This is a genomic window from Deltaproteobacteria bacterium (assembly GCA_017302835.1).
Taxonomy (GTDB): Bacteria; Bdellovibrionota; Bdellovibrionia; order Bdellovibrionales; family Bdellovibrionaceae; genus UBA2316.
Map to the genome: position 1 here is coordinate 235,717 of JAFLCC010000003.1, position 24,857 is coordinate 260,573.

At 37.8% G+C, this 24,857-nt stretch carries 26 protein-coding genes; 16 read left to right on the top strand and 10 right to left on the bottom strand.

Translation table 11 applies throughout. The annotated features are described in order from the left end of the window. Nucleotides 1–8: 8 nt before the first annotated feature. Nucleotides 9–1,121 carry a hybrid sensor histidine kinase/response regulator gene (locus J0M15_04850; protein ID MBN8536356.1) on the bottom strand — a complete coding sequence of 371 codons (1,113 nt, stop codon included), beginning with the start codon at nucleotides 1,119–1,121 and terminating at the stop codon, nucleotides 9–11. 161 nt (nucleotides 1,122–1,282) lie between these two features. Between J0M15_04850 and J0M15_04855 the strand changes: the two genes are divergently transcribed. From J0M15_04855 to J0M15_04865, 3 genes are all read left to right on the top strand, one after another. Next, nucleotides 1,283–3,547 carry a hypothetical protein gene (locus tag J0M15_04855; GenBank protein ID MBN8536357.1) on the top strand — a complete coding sequence of 755 codons (2,265 nt, stop codon included), beginning with the start codon at nucleotides 1,283–1,285 and terminating at the stop codon, nucleotides 3,545–3,547. 2 nt (nucleotides 3,548–3,549) lie between these two features. Further along, nucleotides 3,550–4,893: an amidohydrolase family protein gene (locus J0M15_04860; protein ID MBN8536358.1), complete on the top strand. Its 1,344-nt coding sequence runs from the start codon at nucleotides 3,550–3,552 to the stop codon at nucleotides 4,891–4,893. A 172-nt stretch (nucleotides 4,894–5,065) separates the two neighbouring features. Continuing rightward, a complete protein-coding gene (locus J0M15_04865; GenBank protein ID MBN8536359.1) occupies nucleotides 5,066–5,434 on the top strand; it encodes a hypothetical protein in 369 nt (122 codons plus the stop codon). 173 nt (nucleotides 5,435–5,607) lie between these two features. Here J0M15_04865 and J0M15_04870 read toward each other — a convergent pair whose 3' ends face one another. After that, entirely contained in the window at nucleotides 5,608–6,414 is an 807-nt protein-coding gene (locus J0M15_04870) for a TIGR02147 family protein (protein MBN8536360.1), read from the bottom strand. Between the two features lie 98 nt (nucleotides 6,415–6,512). Between J0M15_04870 and J0M15_04875 the strand changes: the two genes are divergently transcribed. From J0M15_04875 to J0M15_04910, 8 genes are all read left to right on the top strand, one after another. Beyond that, nucleotides 6,513–7,487 (top strand): hypothetical protein, encoded by a 975-nt coding sequence (locus J0M15_04875; GenBank protein ID MBN8536361.1) that lies wholly within the window; start codon nucleotides 6,513–6,515, stop codon nucleotides 7,485–7,487. Nucleotides 7,488–7,497: 10 nt separating this feature from the next. Beyond that, nucleotides 7,498–7,647: a hypothetical protein gene (locus J0M15_04880; GenBank protein ID MBN8536362.1), complete on the top strand. Its 150-nt coding sequence runs from the start codon at nucleotides 7,498–7,500 to the stop codon at nucleotides 7,645–7,647. Between the two features lie 22 nt (nucleotides 7,648–7,669). Next, nucleotides 7,670–8,632, top strand: a complete 963-nt coding sequence (locus J0M15_04885) for an SPFH domain-containing protein (protein ID MBN8536363.1) — start codon at nucleotides 7,670–7,672, stop codon at nucleotides 8,630–8,632. A gap of 3 nt (nucleotides 8,633–8,635) precedes the next feature. Then, nucleotides 8,636–9,508 carry an SPFH/Band 7/PHB domain protein gene (locus tag J0M15_04890; protein MBN8536364.1) on the top strand — a complete coding sequence of 291 codons (873 nt, stop codon included), beginning with the start codon at nucleotides 8,636–8,638 and terminating at the stop codon, nucleotides 9,506–9,508. 145 nt (nucleotides 9,509–9,653) lie between these two features. Further along, nucleotides 9,654–10,664 (top strand): MBL fold metallo-hydrolase, encoded by a 1,011-nt coding sequence (locus J0M15_04895; protein ID MBN8536365.1) that lies wholly within the window; start codon nucleotides 9,654–9,656, stop codon nucleotides 10,662–10,664. 82 nt (nucleotides 10,665–10,746) lie between these two features. After that, nucleotides 10,747–11,229 carry a hypothetical protein gene (locus J0M15_04900; protein ID MBN8536366.1) on the top strand — a complete coding sequence of 161 codons (483 nt, stop codon included), beginning with the start codon at nucleotides 10,747–10,749 and terminating at the stop codon, nucleotides 11,227–11,229. A gap of 185 nt (nucleotides 11,230–11,414) precedes the next feature. Next, entirely contained in the window at nucleotides 11,415–11,840 is a 426-nt protein-coding gene (locus J0M15_04905) for a cell envelope biogenesis protein OmpA (protein MBN8536367.1), read from the top strand. A 6-nt stretch (nucleotides 11,841–11,846) separates the two neighbouring features. Next, entirely contained in the window at nucleotides 11,847–12,374 is a 528-nt protein-coding gene (locus J0M15_04910) for an asparaginase (GenBank protein ID MBN8536368.1), read from the top strand. 26 nt (nucleotides 12,375–12,400) lie between these two features. On the opposite strand, the gene J0M15_04915 is transcribed toward J0M15_04910, so the two are convergent. The 3 genes from J0M15_04915 to J0M15_04925 are packed head-to-tail and all read right to left on the bottom strand — an operon-like array spanning nucleotide 12,401 to nucleotide 13,500. Further along, the gene (locus J0M15_04915) at nucleotides 12,401–12,856 is read right to left on the bottom strand and encodes a hypothetical protein (protein MBN8536369.1); all 456 of its coding nucleotides are present in this window, start codon (nucleotides 12,854–12,856) and stop codon (nucleotides 12,401–12,403) included. Nucleotides 12,857–12,914: 58 nt separating this feature from the next. Next, entirely contained in the window at nucleotides 12,915–13,223 is a 309-nt protein-coding gene (locus J0M15_04920; GenBank protein ID MBN8536370.1) for a helix-turn-helix transcriptional regulator, read from the bottom strand. Then, nucleotides 13,213–13,500: a hypothetical protein gene (locus J0M15_04925; protein ID MBN8536371.1), complete on the bottom strand. Its 288-nt coding sequence runs from the start codon at nucleotides 13,498–13,500 to the stop codon at nucleotides 13,213–13,215. Before J0M15_04925 ends, J0M15_04920 begins: the two co-directional genes overlap by 11 nt. A 185-nt stretch (nucleotides 13,501–13,685) precedes the next feature. On the opposite strand from J0M15_04925, the gene hppD reads away from it, so the two are divergent. Genes hppD through J0M15_04950 form a run of 5 tightly spaced genes read left to right on the top strand, consistent with a single transcriptional unit; the run spans nucleotide 13,686 to nucleotide 17,798 of the window. Then, nucleotides 13,686–14,732, top strand: a complete 1,047-nt coding sequence (hppD, locus tag J0M15_04930; GenBank protein MBN8536372.1) for a 4-hydroxyphenylpyruvate dioxygenase — start codon at nucleotides 13,686–13,688, stop codon at nucleotides 14,730–14,732. Nucleotides 14,733–14,783: 51 nt separating this feature from the next. After that, the gene (locus J0M15_04935) at nucleotides 14,784–15,893 is read left to right on the top strand and encodes a homogentisate 1,2-dioxygenase (protein MBN8536373.1); all 1,110 of its coding nucleotides are present in this window, start codon (nucleotides 14,784–14,786) and stop codon (nucleotides 15,891–15,893) included. Next, complete coding sequence (gene ribD, locus J0M15_04940; protein ID MBN8536374.1) at nucleotides 15,890–17,185, top strand: bifunctional diaminohydroxyphosphoribosylaminopyrimidine deaminase/5-amino-6-(5-phosphoribosylamino)uracil reductase RibD; 1,296 nt, start codon at nucleotides 15,890–15,892, stop codon at nucleotides 17,183–17,185. The genes J0M15_04935 and ribD overlap by 4 nt, the downstream gene beginning before the upstream one ends. Next, nucleotides 17,185–17,562: a PspC domain-containing protein gene (locus J0M15_04945; GenBank protein MBN8536375.1), complete on the top strand. Its 378-nt coding sequence runs from the start codon at nucleotides 17,185–17,187 to the stop codon at nucleotides 17,560–17,562. Before ribD ends, J0M15_04945 begins: the two co-directional genes overlap by 1 nt. 26 nt (nucleotides 17,563–17,588) lie before the next feature. Beyond that, nucleotides 17,589–17,798: a hypothetical protein gene (locus J0M15_04950; GenBank protein ID MBN8536376.1), complete on the top strand. Its 210-nt coding sequence runs from the start codon at nucleotides 17,589–17,591 to the stop codon at nucleotides 17,796–17,798. A gap of 171 nt (nucleotides 17,799–17,969) precedes the next feature. Here J0M15_04950 and J0M15_04955 read toward each other — a convergent pair whose 3' ends face one another. From J0M15_04955 to J0M15_04975, 5 genes are all read right to left on the bottom strand, one after another. Next, the gene (locus tag J0M15_04955) at nucleotides 17,970–19,376 is read right to left on the bottom strand and encodes a hypothetical protein (protein MBN8536377.1); all 1,407 of its coding nucleotides are present in this window, start codon (nucleotides 19,374–19,376) and stop codon (nucleotides 17,970–17,972) included. Nucleotides 19,377–19,726: 350 nt separating this feature from the next. Beyond that, nucleotides 19,727–20,650, bottom strand: a complete 924-nt coding sequence (locus J0M15_04960) for a hypothetical protein (GenBank protein ID MBN8536378.1) — start codon at nucleotides 20,648–20,650, stop codon at nucleotides 19,727–19,729. Between the two features lie 52 nt (nucleotides 20,651–20,702). Further along, a complete protein-coding gene (locus J0M15_04965) occupies nucleotides 20,703–22,628 on the bottom strand; it encodes a hypothetical protein (GenBank protein ID MBN8536379.1) in 1,926 nt (641 codons plus the stop codon). After that, the gene (locus J0M15_04970; protein MBN8536380.1) at nucleotides 22,625–23,638 is read right to left on the bottom strand and encodes a hypothetical protein; all 1,014 of its coding nucleotides are present in this window, start codon (nucleotides 23,636–23,638) and stop codon (nucleotides 22,625–22,627) included. The genes J0M15_04965 and J0M15_04970 overlap by 4 nt, the downstream gene beginning before the upstream one ends. Before the next feature lie 6 nt (nucleotides 23,639–23,644). After that, a complete protein-coding gene (locus J0M15_04975; protein ID MBN8536381.1) occupies nucleotides 23,645–24,853 on the bottom strand; it encodes an aminotransferase class I/II-fold pyridoxal phosphate-dependent enzyme in 1,209 nt (402 codons plus the stop codon). Nucleotides 24,854–24,857: the final 4 nt, after the last annotated feature.

Here is a 24,857-nt window from a genome sequence, read left to right on the forward strand (position 1 = left end):
TGGATGAGTCAGGTTTGGACGAGGGGAAAATAAAAGGAAACTTGAACTCCCTCGTCGGTATTTCGCAGATTCAATGAGCTTCCATGTAGCTTCAATAATTTATCACAAATATTGAGCCCTAATCCGAGGCCAATGGAATGGTTCATGATGTTTTCTTCTAAATAAAAAGGTTGAAAGATTCTTTTCAGGGACTCTTCAGGGATTTTGGGGCCTTGATTGCTAATTCTAAATTCATAAAAAGATCCCACTTTAGACCCTTTGATATCGATTTGAGTTTTTTCACCGGCAAATTTAAAGGCGTTATGGATGATTCGATTTAAAATTTGGAGGAATAACCTTTTATCGGCTTTAAATTCCAAAGATTCAAAATTTTCTGATAAAATTAATTTTTTATTTACTAATAGTTTTTTATTTTCCTCAGTTAAGTACAATTCAACTCCAGTTAGCAGGAGAGATTGCGGGTCTAGTTGGAGCTGATTCATTTCTGACTTCATAATGAACATGACATCTTCAATGATTTGCTTTAATTTGTCGGCACTTTTCTGCATTCGATCCACATAAAGAACTTGATCTTCGTCGAGCTTGGATTCTTTTAAAAGAGACAAAAAATTTAGAATCGAAGTTAAAGGCGTTTTTAATTCATGATTTATCAAGATCATAAATTTAGATTTCGCTTCGTCCAGTGTTTTCAGTTCTTTATAGGCCTTTTCTAGTTCCGAAGTTTTGGCTCGAAGTTCTTGATTCAAATGGAATCTTTCAATGGCTCGATCTACAGTGTTCGTTAAATCCGTTGAGTCCCAGGGTTTAGTAATGTAGCGATAAATTTGGCCCTTGTTTACCGCCTGAATTACAGATTCCAATTCTGTAAAGCCGGTAATTAAAATACGAATCATTTCGGGCTGCATTTGGATGGCCTTTTCTAATAGTTCCACTCCAGACATTTTGGGCATACGTTGGTCTGTTAATATCAAGGAAATATTTTGCCCTTGTTGACGAATCATTTCCAAAGCCTTATCACCTGAGTCGGCTTTGAGAACCTGATACTTTTTTCTAAATAATCTTTCGAGAGCATCCAGATTATCGATTTCGTCATCTACACATAAAATTATCGATTTATTCATAATCCATATATTAGATGCAATTCAGGTACTAATGAAGCTGATTTCGGCTAGTCTATGGTCTAAATTTTAAGATATTTCGTCCAGTGACTTATTTTGAATCAAGTTTTTCAGCACAACAGACGATAGCATTAAGGAATAAGTACTTGATTCAAGGAGAAATTATGAAGTTCTCATATATTTTGATGTTATTGATGATGCCGCTACTGCTGAAGGCTCAAGGTTATTATGGATATGGCTTGCAAGGGGGACTTCAAGGCTGTGGTTATAACGTCTCGATGGGATCAGAAGCGCAAAGTTATTTAGACGATATTGATGCTATAAAAAAACAAATTTCCGCTGATCAAAGAGAAAAGTCAAAAAAGCAAGAACAATTAAGAAAAGTACAAGCTGACCTACGTAAATACGATACCAAGTTAAGAAATTCATTTAGCTCTGAATCCTATTCATTTATTAAAAACCATATGGATAATTATTATCGATGTCAGGACTACAAAGGTTTTTATAGCCCCCCTGCAGATGAGGAAACAGCGACAACGCCAGCGACTTCAGCGAGAGTTGAAACCAAACCGGATGGTGTGGATGCGGTGACGGCGGATGCAATCGCAAAAGCGGCAACTAAAGCCCCACCAGAAGAGCTTGAGCAGGAGCCTGCACCTCAGAAACAGCAAGCAAGGCCAGCTCAGCCAAGGGGAAATCCCACACCTCCACCTCCAGCAACCACTCCAAGGGTCAGAAATCCTAGAGGTGGTGAAAAAGGTTCCTTTGATGTTTTTACTAAGGATGTTTCGCGACTTCCGGCGTCTGCAGAAAGTGATACCAGCAAACCCCTCAATTTAAAAATAGATAGTAAAAAACTAAAAAAAGAATGGAGTGAGGTCTGTGATCTTGAGAATAACCCCAAAGCGCAGTTAAGAGCTGAAATATGTTCAAAAACCTATCTGTGGATTTCAGAGAATGCTCGGGTTAACAAGAATGACTGTCAAGGCGCTATTCTTGGTTATCCAAAGGCAAAGGCTTTGGAAGAAACTTTGAAAAATGAAATCGAAGCTCTAAAAGATGCCATCAGCTTAGCCAATGACAGCATCAAGGAAAACAAAGAAGCCATGACCGAAGCCACCAAAGAGGCTAATAGACAGAAATTGGAAGAGATGCGCGAAGGTGGAATTTGTATTTCCTGTTTAACGGGTGGATCGAGTGCTTCATTTCAAAGTCGAGAACCTAATTGGGGAGGCCTGATCGGAAACTCACTGATGGCGTTGTTAACTTACAAAGGTACACAAAACACGAATAACTACGCTATTAACACTATTTCAGATAAAAATGCCCAATTAGGATTTCCGACAAATCTATCACCGATGATCTCTCCCATGTCGGCAGCGGCACCCTATGCATTAGGGGCTATTGGCGCGGGGCTAGGGCAGGGTGGTTTTGGCTGCGCTGGTATGGCCGGAGGAATTGGGGGAATGGGTGGGGCCTATGGTCCTTACGCAGCTTTGGGAGGAATGGGACAAGTCGGTGGAGCCTTCGGGACTCCTCAGTGGGCTATGGGCGGTGCCATGGGTGGAGGAGCTTACCTTCCGGGAATGGCGCCATGGGGAATGAATGGGCCTTGGGGCTTGAACTCCACGGGAATGGGAATGTACCCACAAATGATGGCTGGTGGGCAATTGGGATTATCTTTACCAGGCCTAGCAGGAATGAACGGAATCGGTGGGCTTAATGGAATGGATCCCTACTCTTTAGCCGCCCTCAGTGGAATGGGGGGGCTCGGCGGAATGGGTGGAATGGCTGGCTTAGGAGGCATGGGAGCTTTAGGAGGTATTGGGGGTGGATTAATGAATCCCTATGCCGCTTTGGGGGGATCACCCTATGGAGCCATTGGTGGAGCGGGCTTGGGTGGCTTGGGAGGACTTAGTGGCCTTGGAGGTCTCGGTGGACTCGGTGGTCTTGGCGGCATGCCTGGAATCATGGGATTGGGCGGTCTGGGCGGTGGCCTGGGCGGACTCGGTGGACTTGGTGGGATGGCAGGGCTTGGCGGCTTAGGCGGTGGACTTGGTGGTCTCGGTGGCCTGGGCGGAATCGGCGGACTTGGTGGAATGGGAACTGGAAACGTACAGATGATGCAGATGCAGCTGCAACAACAGCAGGCGTTGATGCAGCAACAAATGCGTTACTATGAAAATGAAGCGCAAAAACAACGAGCCATGTCTGGATTGCAAACAGAATTAGCTGGGCTATTGCAGCGATATCAGCAAGTTCAGTACGGTGGTGGAATGGCTGGAAGCACGGGCTATTTGGGAACTCCTTATTCGACTCCTGGTTTTGGTGGAGTGAGTGGGGGATTTAGTTCGATTCCTGGGGTTTCTACGTTGCCAGGATCAAGTATTGGAGGCAGTGCGAGCCCTCCCAATTTAAATGGTAGATAAAAATGGATTCGGATCTAGAGATCATTAGCTGTTATGATAGTCATGTCCATTGGCTGATGACAGGAGAAAAAAAATCATTTTTAGATCTAGAAAAATTTCCATCCTTCGAGTTATCGTCCTTAGAATCATTAAACTTTGCAGAAATTGAAAAAAAAGCGTTTAAAGGTTCTTGGCTAATGGGTTTTGGCTGGCGAGAGGATCAATTCCTTACTCCTCCACATTTCTCGGTTTTGGATAAGTTATCACTTAAAGTGCCTATTTGTTTTATTAAAAAGGATGCCCACAGTTGTTTGTTAAATTCTGTGGGTATCGAGATCTTTAAAGAAAAATTTAAAGAAGATAAAGATTTAGGAAAATTTTTAGAAAGAGATGAAGCGAATCAACCAACGGGAATTCTCAAAGAAAGTGGTTTCTATGCATTGCTTCGAAGCCTGCCAGCATTAACGTCAATAGAAATAAAAAACTATTTATTGGAAGGGCAGAATTATTTTTTGAAAAATGGGTACACTCATATCAGAGATATGACCTGTTCCTTAGAGCAATGGAAGGTGTTGGTTGAGTTAGAAAACACAAAACAACTTAAAATACAAGCCGAGATTAACTTTCATTTTGAAAGTTTACAGGAATTAGAAAATGTAATTTTACCGCTTATTAATAAGGAAAAAGAAACGAAACTCTCGCATCTCCAAATTCAGGGAGTTAAATTATTTTATGATGGCTCTTTAAGTTCAGAGACGGCCTTGCTTTCCGAGCCCTATCTAGGGACTTCCGGATCTGTTGCGGGGGCTTATGGCCTCAGACTTTGGCGAAGCGAAGAGGTGAAGGCAGCGATGAGGTTAGCCTGGGGCAGCGGACTACAAATCAGTGTTCATACTCTTGGGGATCAAGCTGTCAGCGAGGTCGTTCAATGTGCCAAAGAATTGCAAAAAGAAAAGATCACAGGAATATTAAATTTAGAGCATGTAGAGTTAGTTTCGTCAAAAACAGTGAGTGAAATGAAGTCCTTGCATGTTAAATGTCATATGCAACCCAGTCATTGGTTGTCAGATAAAAAATGGATTAAAGCAAAAATCAATTCAACCTTGATGAAAAATCTTTTCCAGTGGGAATTGTTAAGAAAGGCCAAGGTTCCCCTTTTCTTTGGTTCCGATTCTCCTATAGAAGAGGCAAATGTGACACTTTTGCTAGAAGCCTTAAGAGACAGTGAGCAGAACGGAATTTTAAAGCTCAATGACGAACCTGAAAGGTTTTTATCTCACCCCACGCTGAAAAATGGATTAAGTAAATTTAAAAATAAAGTTCTGCAAGAAGTGTACTTAAATAATGAACGTGTCTTTAAAAAATGAATTTGTCTTTAAAAAACAATAATTAAGAAAATAAATTTTTTAGGCGAGGTGTCTGTAATTTTTAACTGTTAAAATGATGACACTGGCGTGTGCAGTGTGTTGCATGCTAGACCTCATATAAATTCGTATTCGATTTAAAAATCATTTTCACTTTATTGAGGAGATTTAATTTATGAAAAAACTTGCTGTGACTTTTGTATTGTTGCTGGCTTCGATCACCCATGCAGATATTATTAAGTGCGCCTTTACAGAGCCATTCGTGACATCGACTTATAGCATGAACCAATCAACTTTGACTTATCAAGATTCTGAGAACAAAAAAAAGGTTTTAAAGAATGTTTCTTTTCAAATTAAAGCTGCTGGTGTTTTTGAATTAGTTAAAAATGGAAAAGTTTTGCAAACATTACTTCTTAATGATCAAGGATCTGACGGGATGAGTGACATGGTTTATCCCTATGATGTGGAAGATTTCAGCCAAGAAAAACTTCCAAACAAATCAAGGGGCGGCTGCAGTTCCAATTTTCTAAAATCTAAAGATTAGAAAGACTCATGCTGCAAGCATAAACAAATCGAGAGAAGTTGCCAGACAAGTATTGAAACAACTATAAAGTAAGCCTCCACGAATTTTTTGACGGAATCACGCCTTGTATCTGACCTTTTGGGGACAGGCTCCTAACAGCTCTTGGTTTCTTAGAAGAAATAAATTTTGTTTTATCACTCCATTGGTTGAAATAAATCACAACAAAAACAATAGACTTCCTCTACTCCTGAATTATGGATTTGGTCGCGTTGTTTTTCTATGAAGCTCAGCAGTTGCCTACGTAAGATGTCCCAATCGTCCTTACTTAGTGAAAATAAAGTCGTGTAGTGCACCGAACTCTTAGAGTTGAGGTCATCTAAAGACTTAAGTCTCCAGTTCATATGGTTGAGCGTTGTGTGGGGGGACCCTGCTGGTGTGTGAATATTAGTACCAGAGTGAATCCACCTATTTCCTTTTTGATGAACAAGTCCCATTTCTCTCAACTCTTTTAAGATAGTCAACGTTGTCGATTCTGAGAGACTAATCTTTTTAGCGATCGCAGAATTGGATTGAAACGAAGGAATACTGGAAAGGGTGTGAATGGCTGTATACTTCCAATTGGAGTAATATTTTGTTTTCATAAATTCTGAAATCTCAAAACTGTCTTTCTTTTGATAAATTTTTTTGCTTAATTCCAAATTTTCTTGAGCTATGCTTTCGATTTTAATTTTTAATTTTTCTTGTATCTTTCTATTTGCTGATCTCTCATAATGAAGGAGCAGAATAAGAAAGTCCTGTTCTTCGCTTGTGAAACCAACATAATCTGCAATACCATAAATGTGGTCAGCCGTTAGTTGAACTTTTGAATTCAAAACTTGTGATAAATAAGTCCGGTTGCATCCTGCTGCTTTTGCAAGATGACTTACGGCTCCTCGCCCCTGGCTCAAAATTAAGTCGTGAAGGAACTTCTTATAGGAATTGTATTCAAAAATATTTTTCATAGTAATAATATATAACAAAACTATGTATTGTTTTATAATAAATTATTTGTATGCTTCTCATAACCAAAATATTCTTGTAATAAGAAATGGGGGTTTTTATGAAACGTATTGTATATTTAAATTTATTCATTGTGTTTGGATTAATGATTTCGATGGAGGTAAAGGCATCGGGACCATCTACAAGTGGGGGCGGGTTTGCCGTTGTTTGTCGAAGTGGCACAGATCAAATTGTTTCTGCCGAACTTCTGGACCTTTATGAAGCTCGCACAGTTTATGGTTTTGAGCTAATGAAAAGCTCAGGTAATGTGATGCGCGATTATGTACGGGCTGTAAAAAATGGTTACCGACTTCAAGGAAGTCATCCTGACATCACGGAACAAGAAATGATTGAAAACGTTGAAAAGTTCCAGAAGATTTCTATTTGGCTTTCTGAAGATGAGAAGCTGCCGAATCTTGATGATCTAGGTTTAAAAATCAGTGTTCCTTTAGGATGCAAAATAGAACCTCTGGCTATTTTTTATGATCTAGAGAATATTGTAGTTATTGATAGAGAAATTTGGAATGCCATGGATTCCCTAAGTAAAAGTGCTTTAGTCATTCACGAGATTTATTATCGCTATTATCGCCATTTGACGATTGATCCGGATATTAATTCACTTGAGGCAAGGCTCATAACGGCATCTGATTTTTCAACAAATTTAGTTCCCGTTCGAAGCGGAATTCCACTTAAAAGTAGCAATGGAGAGATATTGGACGCCTGTCATTTTAACGAAGGTAATGAAACCTCTTGTTCTGAATTAACAACCTATCATATTTTTTCTATAGCCAATGCCTCCCATGAGAGGCAAAATCTAAGGGTTCAGTTCACAGCATTAGCAGGGCGCCCTCTGATTTCCCAAACGACTGTTGATCTGCCTCAACGAGTGAATTTTGGTGATGTCTTTCCAATAAAAAGCCGGCAGTTAATTGGGTGGACGGCTGAAGTGACACAAGACAAAACGAGATTTGATGGCACGGCAATCAAGTTGCTTATTAGGCGAGGAAAAACCACGATGACAGAAATTCCTTTATAAATGATCAATTGTGGCATTCATTATAATAACCCTTAAATCGACAATAACTTCGTTGGATTTTTATAAAAAATATGGTTTTATTCAAACAGGTGAGTTAACAGGTCCAATTATTCAAGGGGTGATGATCCGTGGGTATCCAATGGAAAGAAGTTTGATATAGAAGCTAAGGCAAAGGAAATAAAATGTTATTTATAATGGGTGTTTTGATTTATTTTTTTCTGAGGTGTATCTTGTTTGGTTTTTTTACCATCGATCAAAATGAACGAGGGGTTAAAACCGTTTTTGGCAGAGCCCAGAGATTGGGTGAGCATATGTCAGCCTCTACACCTCCAGCCGAGTCGTTAACCGCTGAAGAAAAAAAACGCTATAATTTCCCGTTAATCGAGTCCATAGGTCCGGGCTTGCATTTTAAATTTCCATGGGAGAGTGTGATCAAAGTTTCAGTGGCAACAGAAACAATGAACATGGCACAAGATTTGGAAAGTATGAGTGCCAATAATAATGGAACTTTGCTTGAAGCCGTAACCAAAGATCAACTCAATATCGGACTCAAAGGGCAAATCAGGTATAAGATCTCTGAACAAAATCTTTATGCCTATGTTTTTGGTATTAAGAATCCCATTGTCCATGTTATGGGATATTTTGTGGCCATCCTACGGCAACGGATTGCTAATTTTGGTTCCGAAAGCAAAGAAGTTCAAATATCGGGTGAAGTCAATATTACAGAGAATGTTTCGATTAATGATCTCAGGAAAAATTTAAAAGATATTAACGATATCATGGTCAGCGAATGTCAAAGCTCAAATGCGCGCTATGGGATCATTCTGGAGGCGTCTTTGATTACAGGTATTGAACCGCCTCATGAAGTAGAATCTGCACTGGCGGCTATTAATACGGCACATAACAATGTTTCTTCAGAAATCAGTTTAGCAAAGTCACTTGCCGATCAAACCATTGTTCAATCTCGAAGAGCAGTGGAAATCGAAACTTTAAAGGCACAGGCTGAGGTTCAACCTTTGATTGCTCTTTCGTTTCAGCTTAAACAACTCAAAGCCAGTGGTGCGGATGTTTTGAAAAATTTTGTTAGAAACGCACGTCTGAATGTTCTTAAAAAAGCTGATAAAATCATCTACCCGACGGAGTAAAATATGGAAATCATTTTTGGTTTTTTTGCCGCAGTTTTATTTGAAATCTTAACTTTAAAAATCCTTAGGTTCTTTTTGTTTTATACCACAGTTTATGAGGCCACTTGCCAGGTGTACACTCTTTTCGGCAAGGTGGTAGCCATCGTGGATAAACCGGGGCTTCATTTTTTGTGGCCTCGATTGACATGGAAAGCATTGATTATTAATTTTTTAGGTAAGGTCTATGTTTTAGACTTAAGAATGGATCAGGTCTATCTTCGAAGTCAGCCGGTAAATTCAGAAGAAGGTGCCCCCATGGGCGTAGGGATTTGGTATGAAATGTACATCAGCAATCCCTTGGATTATTTATTTAAAAATACGGATCCGAAGGGTTCTTTATCGGCCAATGTAAGCAATGCCACCGTCAGAACTTTGAGTAATTTACCTTTAGTGAAGCTGCTTTCAGATCGTCATCAACTGAGTCAACAGGTTCGTGAAGAAGTCACACAAAAATCTCAAGAGTGGGGGTATAAATTAGGATCTGTTTATATTCGCAAGGTCCACTTCCGAGATCATAACATGATTAAAGAAATTGAAAGCAAAGTGGTGAATCGATTACGTCAGGTGACAGGTGCTATTAAGCAAGATGGAGAGAACCAAGTGAATATCATTACGAGCTCGGCGCAACGAACGGCTTCTGTTGAATTTGCGAAGGCTTCAGCTATTCGCCCTGAGATACTGGGACAAGTTCTGCAAGAAATAGCTAAAGATAAAGACGTCGCAGACGCTTTGTTTGCCACTCTCGAGTTTGAAAAAATGACAGAAAATAAGGGCGAGCTGATACTGTTACCAAAGTCATCAGGAATACTTCCTGAATTGATAAGTGCACAAAAATAACCCTGAGGGGTTGGCATAGACCTCAACTCTTCGTTCTCGTCGGCCGGACTCCCTGCGACTTGGTCTTGCCAAGCCTCAGTCGTCTCCCTCCTGCGGCCTCGATTTGAGGCCTATGCCAACCCCTGAAAATATCCCAGAATGAATTATGGCGATTTTAGAAACTTTTTACAAAATGTTTTTCAAAAAGCATGGTGAAAAATCCGATCATTTCGATGGATCTGCATTTTTTAATTATGATAAGAAGCTCTCGCAAAAGAGTTTTTTAGATGTTTTGAAATGGCGGTTTCAATCAAAGAAAAAACCGTGGCCAAAGGAAAAAGTGCGAGATAATCTTTATCCTGATCTAGAATCTTTGGTACCTGAAAATGGATATCGGGTCACTTTTGTAAATCATGCTACGGTTTTAGTTCAGTTTGCTGGAGTATCAATTTTAACAGATCCTGTATTATTAGAGACAATCGCTCCGTTTGGAATCGTACGTCGATACCGTGATCCTGGAATTAAGATTCAAGATTTGCCGCCTATTGATTTTGTTCTGATCAGTCATAATCATTATGATCATCTCGATTTGCCTACAGTTAAAGAACTTGGGAGGAATCGCCATACGACATTCCTCCTTCCCTTGGGAGTGAAGCGCTATTTTCCAAGAGAGATTCTGAAGACAAATCAATTTGTCGAGATGGATTGGTGGCAGGAGTATAAAAAAAATGATTTAAGGATTACTTTTGTCCCGGCTCAACATTGGTCAAAAAGAGGAATTTTTGACACGAACAAATCTTTATGGGGAGGATTTATCATTAAGCATCGTGAGCAGACTATATTTTTTGCGGGAGACACGGGTTTTGGCTCGCACTTCAATTTAATTTCTCAAAAATTTCCTAACATCGATTTAGCGATGCTACCGATTGGAGCCTATGAACCTAGATGGTTTATGAAAGAAGCCCATATGAACCCAGAAGATGCCGTAGAGGCGGCCTTAATACTTAAGGCAACTACGGCAATGGGAATTCATTTTGGAACCTTTAATTTCAGCGACGAAGGGATTAATGATCCAGAAAAAGACCTTGCATTGGTTCTGCAAAACAAAAAGCTAGATCCCAGTTTTTTTTGGGTACCTAAAAATGGTGAAAGTCACTCGATAGAATTATTTAGCTAAATGCTAAAAATTCGTTGCGAAAACCGAGCAACTGCTTTCAAATGGGTGAAATTTAAAGATTCAACAACAGAACAGAGTTTCAATGGAACGATCAAAATTATTATCACTTTTATATTTCTTCTTTTTATCACTATATTTTATACCTTCCTACGGTAAAGAATTCATTCTTAAAAACAAAGGCATACAATCAATTCCAATCCAATCAAATCAATTAAGCTTTTCGATTATTCCTCATGAACCAGGTCCTACCTGGAATTGCATTCATAGGCCTGTTATTAATCTTCCAAATGATTGGAGAGTCTACTGTCAATCGACGAACTCCTCTGCTAGGGCTCAGTTTTTAGTTCATTTTTTGGTTCGACAAATTGTTACGACCAATTCCATTTTGGAAATCCTCTATTGGGTTGATGAATACACTTCCAATAGAGGAAGTTCCGGCATTTTAAGTTATGGCCAATCTTCTTTAATTGAGCTTACCAATGTGAATCCTTTGAACCGAGTGAGTCTGGGACAATTTGTTCAAAACGGCACTTCTAGTTTGAATTTGATCTACTCATTTAATTAAAGAAGACACCAACATTGACATTTTTTGCCTTTGTCTAATTCCTTTACATGAGAAACATCGAACTTCTTCATTTTAGAACTTTCTATGAGTTTTACAATTGGAACAATTATTGAACCTCCTTTTAAAAGTAATCAAAAAGAGTTCTGATTACTTTGATCTAAAAATTAAAAATGGGAGTTAAAAAAATGAAGAAAAAATTATATTTTGTAACGATAATGGGTCTTTTTTTATCAGCTTGTTCTTCTTTTCGTCCCATTTTAGATGAAAATAAAAAATATAATCAAGTGGGCGAGGCAAGGGCTGAAAAAGACATTGATGAATGTTTAGATAAGGCAGATAGTTATTTAGCAAAACATAAAGATGATAAAATGAAAAAACAAATGGGAAGACAGGCCGCTCAGGGGGCTGTTCTTGGTGGTGTTTTAGGTGCCGTCAGTGGAAATGGGATTCAAGGAGCTGCTGGAGGTGCCGCCATTGGAGCCGGAGTGGGTGTTGCTGGAGCCTATATTGATGAGAAAACAAAAGATAAAATAAAACCGGATGCATTAAAACAAAGGTATGTACAAAATTGCTTGCAAAGAAAAAACTACGAAGTTATCGGTTGGAAGTAAGTAGTTATAGGGGGAAGTATTTTGAACCAGCAGGAAATTTTTATTTTTACAACTGGGGGAACTATTGAAAAAACCTATAATGAATTTGATGGTTCCTTAGAAAATCGCGGAACAAGTATCAAAAATAGAATTTCAACCAAACTGCGTTTGCCAACAACACAAATTCAAGTTTATCCATTAATGAGTAAAGACTCTCTTTATATGACCGATGAAGATCGAAAACTTATTTTAGATCACATAAAAAAGCAGGCTTATGGAAAAACGCCGATAGTCATATTGCATGGAACAGATACCATGACCGTAACCGCTGAATACTGTTGGAAAAATATTTCCCAGCCGACGGTTCCAATTATTTTTACGGGCGCCATGATTCCGATGGGTTTTGAAGATTCGGATGCAACTCAAAATGTAACTGAAGCCTTGCTGGCAACAAGAGTTTTAAATCCAGGATTTTATATCATTTTTCATAATCAAATTTTCGAGGTTCCAAAGGTAAGAAAAAATAAATCCAAAGGCACCTTCGAGAAAGTTTAATAAACTACAAGTGAGTTAGAATCTATCTAAGGACTTACGGAAAGAACTTTCCAATCCAACTTTTTAGTCAGTTTCACAGTTAATGTTTTTTCTGAGTAGTCATTAGGATTGGCCTTGAGCTCTTTATAAACAAGAGCCAGGGCTTCGGGGCCATTAAAGTTTGTTTCACGATTTTCATTTTGTTTAGAAAAAATTATTTTTAAAGTATTTCTCACCGCTGGCGGAGTTAATTTGACCTTTATCTGAATCGTCGTTTCATCACCTGATTCAAATATATTTTCTATGTCAAACTGAGCTTTTGTTATTAAAGTGTCCACAAATTTTTTATGAAATAGAGGCTTTTTCTCTAAGGAAGACTTGCCTTCATCCATCAATTCCACTTCGATTTTTTCTTTAACGGCGTTAAGAGCTAGATCTTTTTTTGTATTCCAGATGCAGGAACCAAATGTCATCATCAAAAATAAAAGAATTAAGTATTTCATATGGAGTTGAGTCTAATGCTATTTGTGAAGAATAGGCAAGCATAGGATAGGAGTTACATTATGCAGACTTGAGATCGACTGTATATTGCAATTTAGCAGCTCGGAGCATATCTTGGATTGAAAGCTTGATGAGGGTGGCCTCTGGAACTTTAAGTAGTTTTGCTATCTTAGCTGCACGCTCAGGGCTTACAAATTTTCGCTCCTTTTCAATATCGCATAAGTTGGCGCGGGAAAGTTTGAGACGTTTGGCAAAATTAATCTGCGATAGGCCATCGGCCTCGCGAAATGCCTTTAAAAATAATCCAACAGTCATAGGACCAAATTTAGATTCAAGAGATTCTATACCTAAAAGATTCTTAGTACTCATGTTTATTTACCTCAATCACTTCTATAAATTCGATGGTTTCGTCACTTTGTTGGACATAAATGGCTCTGTAAGCCTTGTTTAAACGCACAGATCTTTGACCTTGCCTATTACCTTTTTGGGGTTCATCGTGGAATCCTGGCGATTTTCGAGTATCTCGAAGGCCAGCAAGCTTAACTGACGAAACCCAGGCAAAAAATTTGCGTTCAATATTTTCTGGTAATAGATCGATTTGTTTTGCGACCTTCTTGGACCAGAAAGCTTTAAAAATATCGGACATAATTGATTGTACTCCATATTGAAGTACATTGCAATAGAAAGATATTCAATGCTTTGGTTTGCTGAGTGAGTTGGCCAGCCTATTTTCAAACAGAATCTTAGAGTTTTTGCTTGAAAATGTAGGATCTTGTGCTTAGGTTAATTAAAGATTTGATCTTAAAATTGAAAGAACTAAAAGGAGAAAGTATGGCTACTTTAGATGCTAACCCCGTTGGGATTCTAGGTGTGGACTTTGTTGAGTATGCGGGGCCAACAAGTTTTTCATTTGAAAATTTATTTAAACAAATGGGTTTTTTAGAAATAGCTAAATCAGATAGCCAGAAATTACATCTGTACAGGCAAGGTCGAATCAGTTTTATTCTTAATCAGGATCCAAATTCATTTGCAGAAAATTTTGCATTAAGACATGGTCCGTCTATATGTTCGATGGCTTTTAAGGTTCAAGATGCTACGGCGGCATTAAAGTTGGTGCAATCTCGAGGAGCGCGTGTTTATGAAGGCAAGGAAGGGAAAAAGCTAGTCAATATCCCTGCAATCTATGGGATAGGAGATTCCTTAATTTATTTTTTAGATGAGAAAAATAAAACGGAAGTTTATGAAAAAATATTTAAACTCGCTTTTCCTTTAGCTGAACCTAAAGGATTTGGTATGGTCAATGTCGATCATTTTACTAACAATGTTCCTAAAGGTGAAATGGATAAATGGTGTGATTTTTATTCTCACATTTTTAATTTTAAAAATGTGCGATATTTTGATATCAAGGGGAAACAAACGGGATTACTTTCCAAGGTGATGCGATCACCCTGTGGTACTTTTTCCATACCTATTAATGAACCTACGGAAGGGAAATCTCAGATTCAAGAATACTTAGAAGAGTACAAGGGATCAGGAATTCAACATTTGGCTTTGATTACCAATGATATTTTGAGCACTTTAGAAGTGAGTAAAAATCAGAAATTAGAATACTTGACTCCTCCTCCTAGGTCTTATTATGAGCTTCTTAAAGATCGACTTCCCATCGTGACAGAGGAAGTAAAAAAATTGGAAGACAATGCGGTGCTAGTGGACGGGGATCATGATGGCTATCTATTGCAAATCTTTACTAAAAATGTGATCGGTCCTATATTTTTTGAGATCATTCAAAGAAAAAACCATTTTGGTTTTGGTGAAGGAAACTTCCAAGCTCTTTTTGACGCTATAGAAAGAGATCAAAAACTTCGTGGTTATTTATAGAGAACTGAGTATAAAGAGTGTATTCGTTGAATTTTAATGAAGGAGGTTGTTGTGCATCAGTATCAACAAGGTCGATTTACAACCCAAGGACATAAGGGGATTCCTGATAATCATTTTGAAGAAGAGCAAGGTCGCAAAGGGTTTTTTGGTCCCGTATCTCACTTGATTAAGCCTCAACCTAGTACTCGATGGAAATACATCGAGGGTCCTCTGAAGCCCCATTTGTATGATTTAGTTGAAATAAGCAAGCATTATAATCAATGGCAAAGATTATTTTATAATACGGATGCAGGTGTTTATCAACTTTGGCTTCCTAAAAAAAATCCTGATGAAATCAAATCTTTTCGAAATGCTGATGGGGATACATTGTATTTTTGCCATAAAGGGTCTGGGGAAATATTCACAGAGTATGGTTTGTTAAAATATTCTCCGGGGCAATACATTTTAATGCCAAAGTGTTGCCAGCATACTTTTATAACTTCAGAGGAATCACAATTCTTAGTCATTGAATCGAAAACGAGTGGTTACAAAGAACCAGACCGAGGTATGGTAGGTCGAAATGCTTTTTATGATCCTGCGGCCTTTGGTAAACCTGATTTGGATTTGATGCAGGCACGAAAAAAGGAACTTAATTTAATTGTAAAGACCATTGAGGTTAAACGAGCTGGAGCATTAACAAAATTTTTATATGAGGATTGTGTTTACGATACCGTCGGTTGGAAGGGCGATTTTTTTCCTGTGACATTACATATCCATGATATGATGCCCATGTTGTCGGCTCGAGTTCATCTTCCCCCCAGTGCCCATACGACTTTTGTTGCCAGTGGGTTTGTTGTTTGTACCTTTTTGCCAAGACCCTTGGAATCAGATACGGATGCCTTGAAGGTTCCTTTTTATCACCAAAATATAGATTTTGATGAGGTGTTATTTTACCATGCTGGGGATTTTTTCAGTCGCGATAATTTACATGCTGGAATGGTGACTTTGCATCCAGCAGGATTTCCCCATGGCCCTCATCCCAAAGCGGTTCAAAATGTCCATTCGAAAACTCATACCGATGAAGTAGCCGTGATGATTGATACCCTTCAACCACTTCATGTAGATACTATTATGGAAAAAGTGGAGTTAACAAATTATTGGCAAAGTTGGATGAAAAAATGAGTCTTGTAAAGGATATCATTGATATCCGAGCCAAAATTTTAGTAAAACGGTTTCATCTTGAAAATGAGTTTTTAAATCTAGATAAAAATAATTTGAGAGTTACTAATCCCTGGTCAACCTTAGACGCTATGATAGTTGCTATTCTGGAAGCATACAGAGGTGCTGTACACGTTGCTCCTAATCCTATGGTAGGCTGTGTGATTCTAGATAAAAATGGGAACTTTTTATCAAAAGGTTTTCATCATTTTTTTGGTGGTCCTCATGCAGAGATAGAGGCTATCAAAGATATTCCTGTAAAGACTTTGGAAGGAGCGCATGTGATTGTGACTCTAGAGCCCTGTGCCCATGAGGGACAGACTCCTTCCTGTGCTAAAACTCTGGCTCAAATGCCCATTGCCAAAGTAACCTATGGGTTGAAGGATCCAAATCCTTTGGTAGCAGGGAAAGGTGCTGCCATTTTAAAACAAGCGGGTAAAGAAGTTTCTATCTATACTCCTGAAAGTTTCGATCACGATTTAAATACCGAGCTTGAAGAATTGGCAGAGAATTTTTTACTGAATTATCGAGAAAGCAAAGCGTTTGTCGCTTTAAAGTGGGCTCAAAGTCTAGATGGGAAACTGGCCATATCAAGCGGAGAAAGCCAATGGATCACGAACCTCTTATCAAGAGATTACTCACAATATTTACGAAGTATTTATGACGCGACAATGGTAGGTGCGAATACCATATTAATGGATAATCCTCAGCTCAATATACGTCGCCATGGAATCAGTAAGGAAAATAAATTAATTATTTTTGATCCTAAAGCGCGGGTGTTTGTAAATAGGGGCAAATTAAAATTTTATCAGTCACATCAACAGAAAAATATTTATTATTTAATTGATAAAGAATATTTCAAAAACTTGAATCAGAATCAGAATCAGAATCAGAATCAGAATCAGAATCAGAATCAGAATGAAATACTTTCAAGGGAAAATTCAATTGAAATCGAAGAGCAAATAATTAAGATTGAAAAAAAAGATTCTCAGTATGATCTAAATCAAATCAATAAGTTACTTTTTCAAAAGGGAATAAAATCTATTCTGCTTGAAGGTGGAAGTAAGACCCTTCAGTATTTTTTAAGTTCTCATCAGGCGAATCGGGTTTATGCTTTTATTGCTCCTATGATTCTTGGAAAAGGTCAAAGTTACTCAGAGTCCATTGAGCTATCGAAAATGGAGGATAAACTTATTCTTAAGAATTCTAAAAATATAAATTTTGAAAATGATATTTTACTAACAGGAGTTTTTTAATGGAGAAATTGGTTAATGACAAAAATCTGTGGGTTAGATCAGAGGATGGAATTATTTTTGGGGTTTGCAGTGGAATTGCCCCTATCTTTGGTCTAGATGTTGTTTTGCTTCGTATTATATGGTTAGCGTCAGTATTAATTTTTGGCGTTGGAATCCTCGCCTATCTAATATTGGCCATTGCATTGCCTCGCGTTGATCAAATTGAAAAAGCCCAGACTAGGAAAGTTCTAGGAGTGTGTGCTAGGATATCGAAAAGATACGACATGGAAGTGGGATTAGTCCGAAGTGGATTTCTGACACTCATGTTATTGTCTGCGGGGTTGGGTGGTATCGTGTTCTACGTTATTCTACACTTGATAGTCCCGAAAGAAGGCTAAGCCGGGAGTTTTTTTAAAAAATAAATATGGGAGATGGCAGTAGTCACTCGATAATTGATATGATTCAAAGTATGGGACTAAATAGAAAACTATCAGATCACGAAATAGAAATCATCACCGCAGAAGTACAGAATCTCATTAAAAATGAAGAATCCATGGAATACTTACTTTCTCTGATTCAAAAAAAAGAAATACTCGAAGAAAAAGATTTTACCTATTTAAAAGAAATATCTTAGGAAGTCTAGTTCTGATTCCAATAATGAACTGAGTGATTAGGGTAAGTTCAACTCAAAAACTCACTTCCCAAATTTTTTAAAAGGGCGATTTTTTATAGAAAGTGGCTTCCGCGCAGGTTCTATTTCACCACAAGACCAAGTAAGAAGATATCGTAATCGAAATTGCTATGGTTAGAATCCAAGAGCTTTATTTAATTCGAAAACACGTTTATTCAATGCTCTAACCGGATGTTCTGGAGATGCGATACCGCTGATTACATTAAGATCAGAATCGTATTCCGCAAGCACTGTGTTCATTTCTGCTTTTTTTAATTTTTCGAACAATCTAAACATTTTGCTCATTTCGGTCCTTAAATTTCGATTCAGATTGCGTGATCTCAGGCGACTAATTTCTCCATTAAATTCTTTGTCCGAATACTGTCTTAATAGCATTAGACCTACATAGTCATCTTTTTTCTCATTTTCTACTCCGCGGATAAGTGGAAATAAATGAGTGAATAAAGCCTTTCCCAACCAATGACCGACTGTGTATTTAGAATTAAAATCTACATCAAAATCAGGGCTATGCAGCTCCGAAAAAGCAACACCTAAATGCGAGTACTTAATTCTAAATAAATCAAGATTTCTATCGTAATTGCTTAAGCCTTTATTATAAATGTCATCCAATGCTTTTATAGGAATATTGCCAGAAAAGTTGTCTCTGTCCCGTGCCAATAGCTGAAAAAAAAGACCAATCACGGCCTCTCTGCTTTTAGTATTAGTTAATATGGGGAATTCCAAAATATCGTCTTCAAATTTAAATTCACGCAAAAAATCGACAAAATCGATTGCAATGCCAATACGAGCGCGTAAAGGAGCTTCTTGTTCTTTCGTAACAAGGATGTCGGTTGCATGATGAGCTATATCATGGACAATTTCTTTTGGTTGAAATGGCGAAGTGTTGTCATAAAAAAATCTCCTAATATAAGATTCTGCATAGGTCCACTTTTCATGTTGAGTAGAATTCCGAGAGATGACATCTGAAATCTCATCTGCCAAGCGTGCAGAGATTTCTTGATACCCTTTCCGCTTAAGAAATTTATTTATAACTCTGATTCTTTGATTGAATAAGGCGCTATTCGGCGCAATCATAAAGTTGTCTTCCATGATTCTAAATCCAAAAAAAGCAGCAAGCTTTGGACCTAAGGTTGAAATAATCCAAGTTGGATCGCTTTGAACACCAAAATAGTCGGTTGCCCCGTTAGATCTCCAGGTTTTTCCAATTTTTCGCAGGATATAGTAGCCTTCACCTTGACGTCCCACAAGAATGGGGGCGCTGGCGTCGACAGCACGACTTAGGGGAAAAGCTCGAAAGTTCGTATCAACGATAGGCAGCTGAAAAGTTGGATCAGAATCCAAAAATGGTTTTCTAAATGATTCTTTTAGTCCGAAAATACTTGTGGCAGGCACTGAAGTGCGGGGACTTTGTTTTGTATAATAGAAAATACATTTGTCAAAATGGTCAGATAATCCAAATGCGGGAATAGTAGCGTACAAAGAAACAATAATTAAAATTAAGTTTAGCTTATTGACCAACAATCTAGAACCCCTTTCAAGGCAAGATGAAGATTCTCAGTTTAATTACTTCCACTTGTACTAATTTAGAGCAATAAAAAAGCCATTTTAATAGTACTTCGGATCCCTTAGGTGATTTTCTGTCAGTGTTAAGTCCATGAAAATTAATAGCTATTTGAATTTATTTTCGAGTTTAATAATCATTTTTTTTAGTTTTTTGTAGCGAAGTGATAATATGTCACCCTTCATGTCATCTTTTGAGACACCTGTTTTCTTTAGTATTAAGGAATTTCTATAGGGTTTTTGAGGATTAAAATTCAAAAGAGCTCTAATCGGTGTGCCTAAAATAAGTAAATGGTTAATTGCCTTTTAAACTAATCAGAGTGATAACTTCTGTTTTTCCAAATTCCTGTAATCGATGGCGAAGTTGAGTCTTCGCGGCCTAAATTGCCGAGTCCATATTCATCTTCAATCAATTTTAAGAGCGCGGCATGACCTATTTTAGATGAGAATTGACTACCAGGGATAATTTGGGAGCCAATCAAAACCGTATAAATCTGATTAGATAGTGAAAAAAAACCACTTTCATCAAAAGTTATAATAAACAAAATATCTTCGAGAGCCTCTGGATGTGTTAGTAAATTACCGAATTTTGCGGTTAGCCAGCGACCGGCATAATCAACGTTTGTGTCATGACCATCATTTATTAAATTTGGAATATACATTGAAAAATTGGGAAGGTTTCTACTCGTAAAATCTGAATTAAAATTTTGATCACTTTCAATGAAAGCGCATCTTTTAGGATCACGTGTGACATTTATAAAGCTCATAAAAGGAACATGTTTACGAACATAATTTTTTGATTTTTTTCCGGTAAAACAATTTCCAGGGTAGTCCTCAGCATAAACTCGCCAGCTGAGGCCCTTTCTTTCAAGTAAATCACCTAGATGAAAAGCATTCAAATCGATTGGAGAATCACTGGTAACTCCTAAGGTAGACCCGGCAATCATCGCGATATAGTTTCCCTGAGAGGGATGGGTCGAGGCGATCATTTGGGTCATCGAAGCTCCATATTTGGAAATCCTAAAAAAATCTTTCTGTTCCATAACTTTTTTGAAGTCCGTATTTTCAAATACGATCCAAACCACTTTCTTAAAATGACTTCCTGGAACTGTCTGCGAGGAGGACTCAATTTGAAGTGGAACCTGAGCTGGTGATTGAGAGGGAAGTAACATTAAAACAGTCGTTAATAAAACCAAGCCCATCCGTAACAAGTTGGCATTGATAAATTTTTTCATAAATTCCTTTCCGTAAATTTCATTCATTTTCTGAGAAACGAGTGCTTTATTTTTAATTGGATAACCCTACTTCGGTAAGCAGTAGGCTCCAGAAATGTCGTTGTTTTTCAGCTTGGACTAAAAACATTTTCTCACCAGATAAATAAATAGCTTTGTGGGACTTGGCATAGGCCCGAGCTAACGAATCTTCTCGGTAATTTAAATCGATAATATACTTTGGACTCATATTTAGATTTGGCATAGTTGCTTGAGGACCTCCAGCCCAAATAAGAACATCGATATCAATGTGTGGATTTCCTGGGTTTTCATTCGCATCTTTGGTCTGATTTCTGGGCGCGCCCTCGCGGATGGAGTATTCAATAGCTTGGGGAAAAGTTTTCTTGATAACGGGTAAAGTTCCTCCTCCTCCCCAAATCAATACCTTCAAATTTTGACTTGATTCGTGAGTTGTTACGGCAGAAGCTAAAGCGGCAAACCCTTCTAAGTCGGTATTGATTCCCTCAAGAAGATTCTTTTCTGGAAAAATAAAAAGAGTATTGAGTGAAGCTAGGTCTTTATGAGTTAACGGATGAGATTTATCATAAACGTGATTGGCCACCAATGAGTAAGCCTTACGCTTCAATGGAGAAGTGACCGCTGCAGCGATAAGACCTAGCTGTATGAGAAAAACCATGGCCCTATCAAATTCATCTTCACTCATATCTATAGCCAATACGGGAAAATGATATTTAGAAAAAAAATTTTCTTGTTCTAAGGGGGTTCTAGATAAGTTGACGGGACTGCCAAGAACGGCGGCAAAGTGCTTACAAGTTGAGATTTGACTAAGCCATTGATAAAGTGAAGGCTGATCGAGGGCTGTTCCTTTAGTTGAACTTTTCCAGAAATTTATTTTTTGACGGCCTTTCATCCATTGACGAAACCAAGTCCAGCGACCTGTCTTTGATCGAGGCAAAATGGATCTGTTTGTTGGGTCATTCTGTTGCCATTCCCACAATTGCTGCAAATCGGAAAATGATTCTATCATTGGAGAGGCTTTTAAATGAGTTTCTTTACCAGAAAAAACGGAGAGTCTCTCTAAAAATTGAGTTAAATTTTCTTGGGGCAAATAATCGTGCAAGGAAATAATTGTAGGTTTTAGTTTATTTAAATTAAGAGGAGAACCTAGTTCGAGTGCCCAATCCAAATCCATAGAGATAGCTTGAGAAGTCAAGGCTATTGAATTTTTGAAATTTATAAAATTCTTTTCGCTTTCTATGATTTTAATTTTATCACGAAAGCTTAAAATAAAATGTTTAGGAGAAATGGTCATATAAAACAATTTAAACTCTTCAAAAGGAAGTAAATCGTCACGAAATTCAAAACCAGATTCTTGAACCTTATACAGATAAGCCCACATTCGATTTAATTCTTTTGTCAGAGTAAGGTAACTAGAATTCTGCATGTTAAATTCAATGGGTATTTTAAAAAGGGATTTTTCTGTGTCATTTTCTGTTCTGATACCTTCGGGCATCAGATAGATTTCATCATGGTGGATTTCAAAAGCGGCTGCTCTGAGTTGAGCTCTTTGAAAGAACTCAGCTAAATCAGAAACTTCTGGATCTAATCTTGGGCGATCAAAGAAGATGCGTCCATACTCATCCGCTGGCCTTTGAATCCATATTTTGTGAAGGTGAGGAGGGATTTCCTTTACTGGAAATCCACCACCAAGAGTTAAGACAAACTGTGGATGTTGAAGGATTATCTTTTTAAAAACGTCGAGCTCATATTTTCGGAAGGTAGCTTCACCTTCGATTTCAATAATGGATGAGATGGTTTTTCCTAGATGTGATTCTATTTCCTGATCTAAGTCTAAAAAAACAAAAGATGAATCTTTCCAATAGTTTTTAAGCCGATCGCGAAAAGAGGTCTTCCCAACCCCACGTTGCCCAAAAACAACGATTTGTTTTGAATGAAACTCAATTAATGGAACTCTGTTCATTTTTTCAATTCCGAAAGGGCATTGATTTTGATTTCTTGAACACAAGGTTTGCCGATGTCTTTTAATAAGACAAAGCGAATCGTGCTGTTGTGGTTTGCTTTCTTATCCTGCCGAAGCTGTCGCTCTAGCTGTGGAGTTTTTCTTAAGAGTCTTAAGGCCTCTTGTTTTGAAATTAAATGATTTTGAATCAAAGAACTGTCTTGAATTTGTTGATAACTTTTTAAATTTAAAGTGTTGAATTTTAAAGAAAGCTCAAGGGCCAAACGGAGCCCATAGTTCACGGCGACTCCATGGGGCAGGTTATGAATGGACTCGAGAACATGACCATAGGTGTGACCAAAATTTAAAAAAAATCTTATTCCTTTAGTTTCGAAAGGATCTTTTTTCACGATTTTATATTTATATTTTATCAGCTCTGGCAAAATTTTCCAAAGTGCGTCCTCATTAAAAGAACTCAGACCTGAAGTTTTTTTCCACAAGTTACCGCCCTCAAGTAAGATGGTCTTTAAAACTTCACCCATTGCGTCTTTGACTCGTTCTTGGGGTTGGGTCAAAAGAAGAGACTTAATTAAATAAATTTTATTTGCTGGATAAAAAGTACCCATTTGATTTTTATAACCGCCGACATTGAGAGCTGTTTTTCCTCCATGGGAAGAGTCGATGGCCGCAAGCCAAGTGCTGGGAATATGCACTAGAGGAACGCCTCGCTTAAAAACACTAGCCATGAAACCAGCAAAATCACCAAGGCTGCCCCCGCCTAAGGCGACTAGAGTAATGTTTTTGGTTTTTGTTTTTTCGATTAATTTTAAAATAGAAATAAAATGTTTTTCAAAAGGCTTAAGTTGTTTGAGCTCCTCTCCGGCTCGAACGCCAAGACGATGAGGAAAGGTTTCAATCCAGGTCTTGGTCGCTGCATTTTTTAAAAGAAATTGATCAAAAATAAGTACAGGGTGATCAGCAAGAGTGGTTGAGTTTGGAAACTTCTCTGTGAAAATGAGTTTTGATTTCATAATGCCTTACTTTTTAATTTGGTCAGGGTTCCCATTTAATGTGAAATAATTAATAATTCTTTGTAGCCCCTTATCTAATAAAGTATCTGAAATGGTCACAGAAAATCTAAGATGGTACTCACAGCCAAAAGAAGAACCAGGAACCAGAGCCACTCCGAATTGATTTAAAAGTTCATCACAAATTTGCGAGGAAGTTTTTGATTTATCAAGAACTTCCATCCACACATAGAAGGCTCCCTGTGAAGAAAACAACTTAATACCTGGACAGGTTTGTAAGATTGAAATAGCTCGTTGGTGTCGAATTTTAATGAGTTCTTTCAATTCATTTACATATTGATTTTCATTTTGCAGAGTTTTTTCAAGAGCAATTTGTATAAAATCAGGCATACAGGTTAATGTTTGACTTTGAAAATCAGTAAGCTTGTTGATGATTTCGGAACTTGCTATCACCCACCCAAGCCGCCACCCTGTTAAAGCAAAACTTTTAGAAGCACCATGAACGAGGATCACTCGTTGATGATGTTCTTTATCTAAAACATCTAGTAAATGAGGACAGCGAGAGTCATCAGAAAAAATTAACTGGTTATAAATATCGTCGCAAATAACCATAAGGTCAGGATGGGCCGCAATCACCTCTGCTAATTCTATAAGTTCGGATTTTGAGTAAATAGCACCCGTTGGATTTTGTGGAGAATTTAACAGTAAAATTTTTGTTAAAGCCTTCGTTTTTTTTGAAAGCTCGTTTTTTAATTTTGCAGCAGTTAATTTATAATTTTCTGAAGCCGAGCAAGGAATGACTTGAATTGAAGCTCCTGATAGTTTTGCCAAGGTGACATAGCTTACCCAGTAGGGGGATGGAATGATCACTTCACAAGTTTCATCACCTAAAATTTGGAAAAGAGAATACAGACCAAATTTGGATCCTGGTGAAATAACTACATTTTCAGAAGACCAATTTTGTTTATATAGTTGGTTCATCCATGTGGAAATTATTTTTCTTGTGCTCGCTAAACCTTGAGCAGAGCCATATTTAGAATCATGGGTGTTTAAATAATTGATAACTTCCTTTTTGGTGCTTGAAGGTGGTTTTGAATCCGGTTCTCCAACAGAACCTAAGACAATATCTTCACCGTTTTTAATTTGATTTTGTGCTTTCAGAGTGGCATTCATGGTGGCTGAGGCGACTAATTGATTAGCTCTTTTTGAAAAAATCATTTTA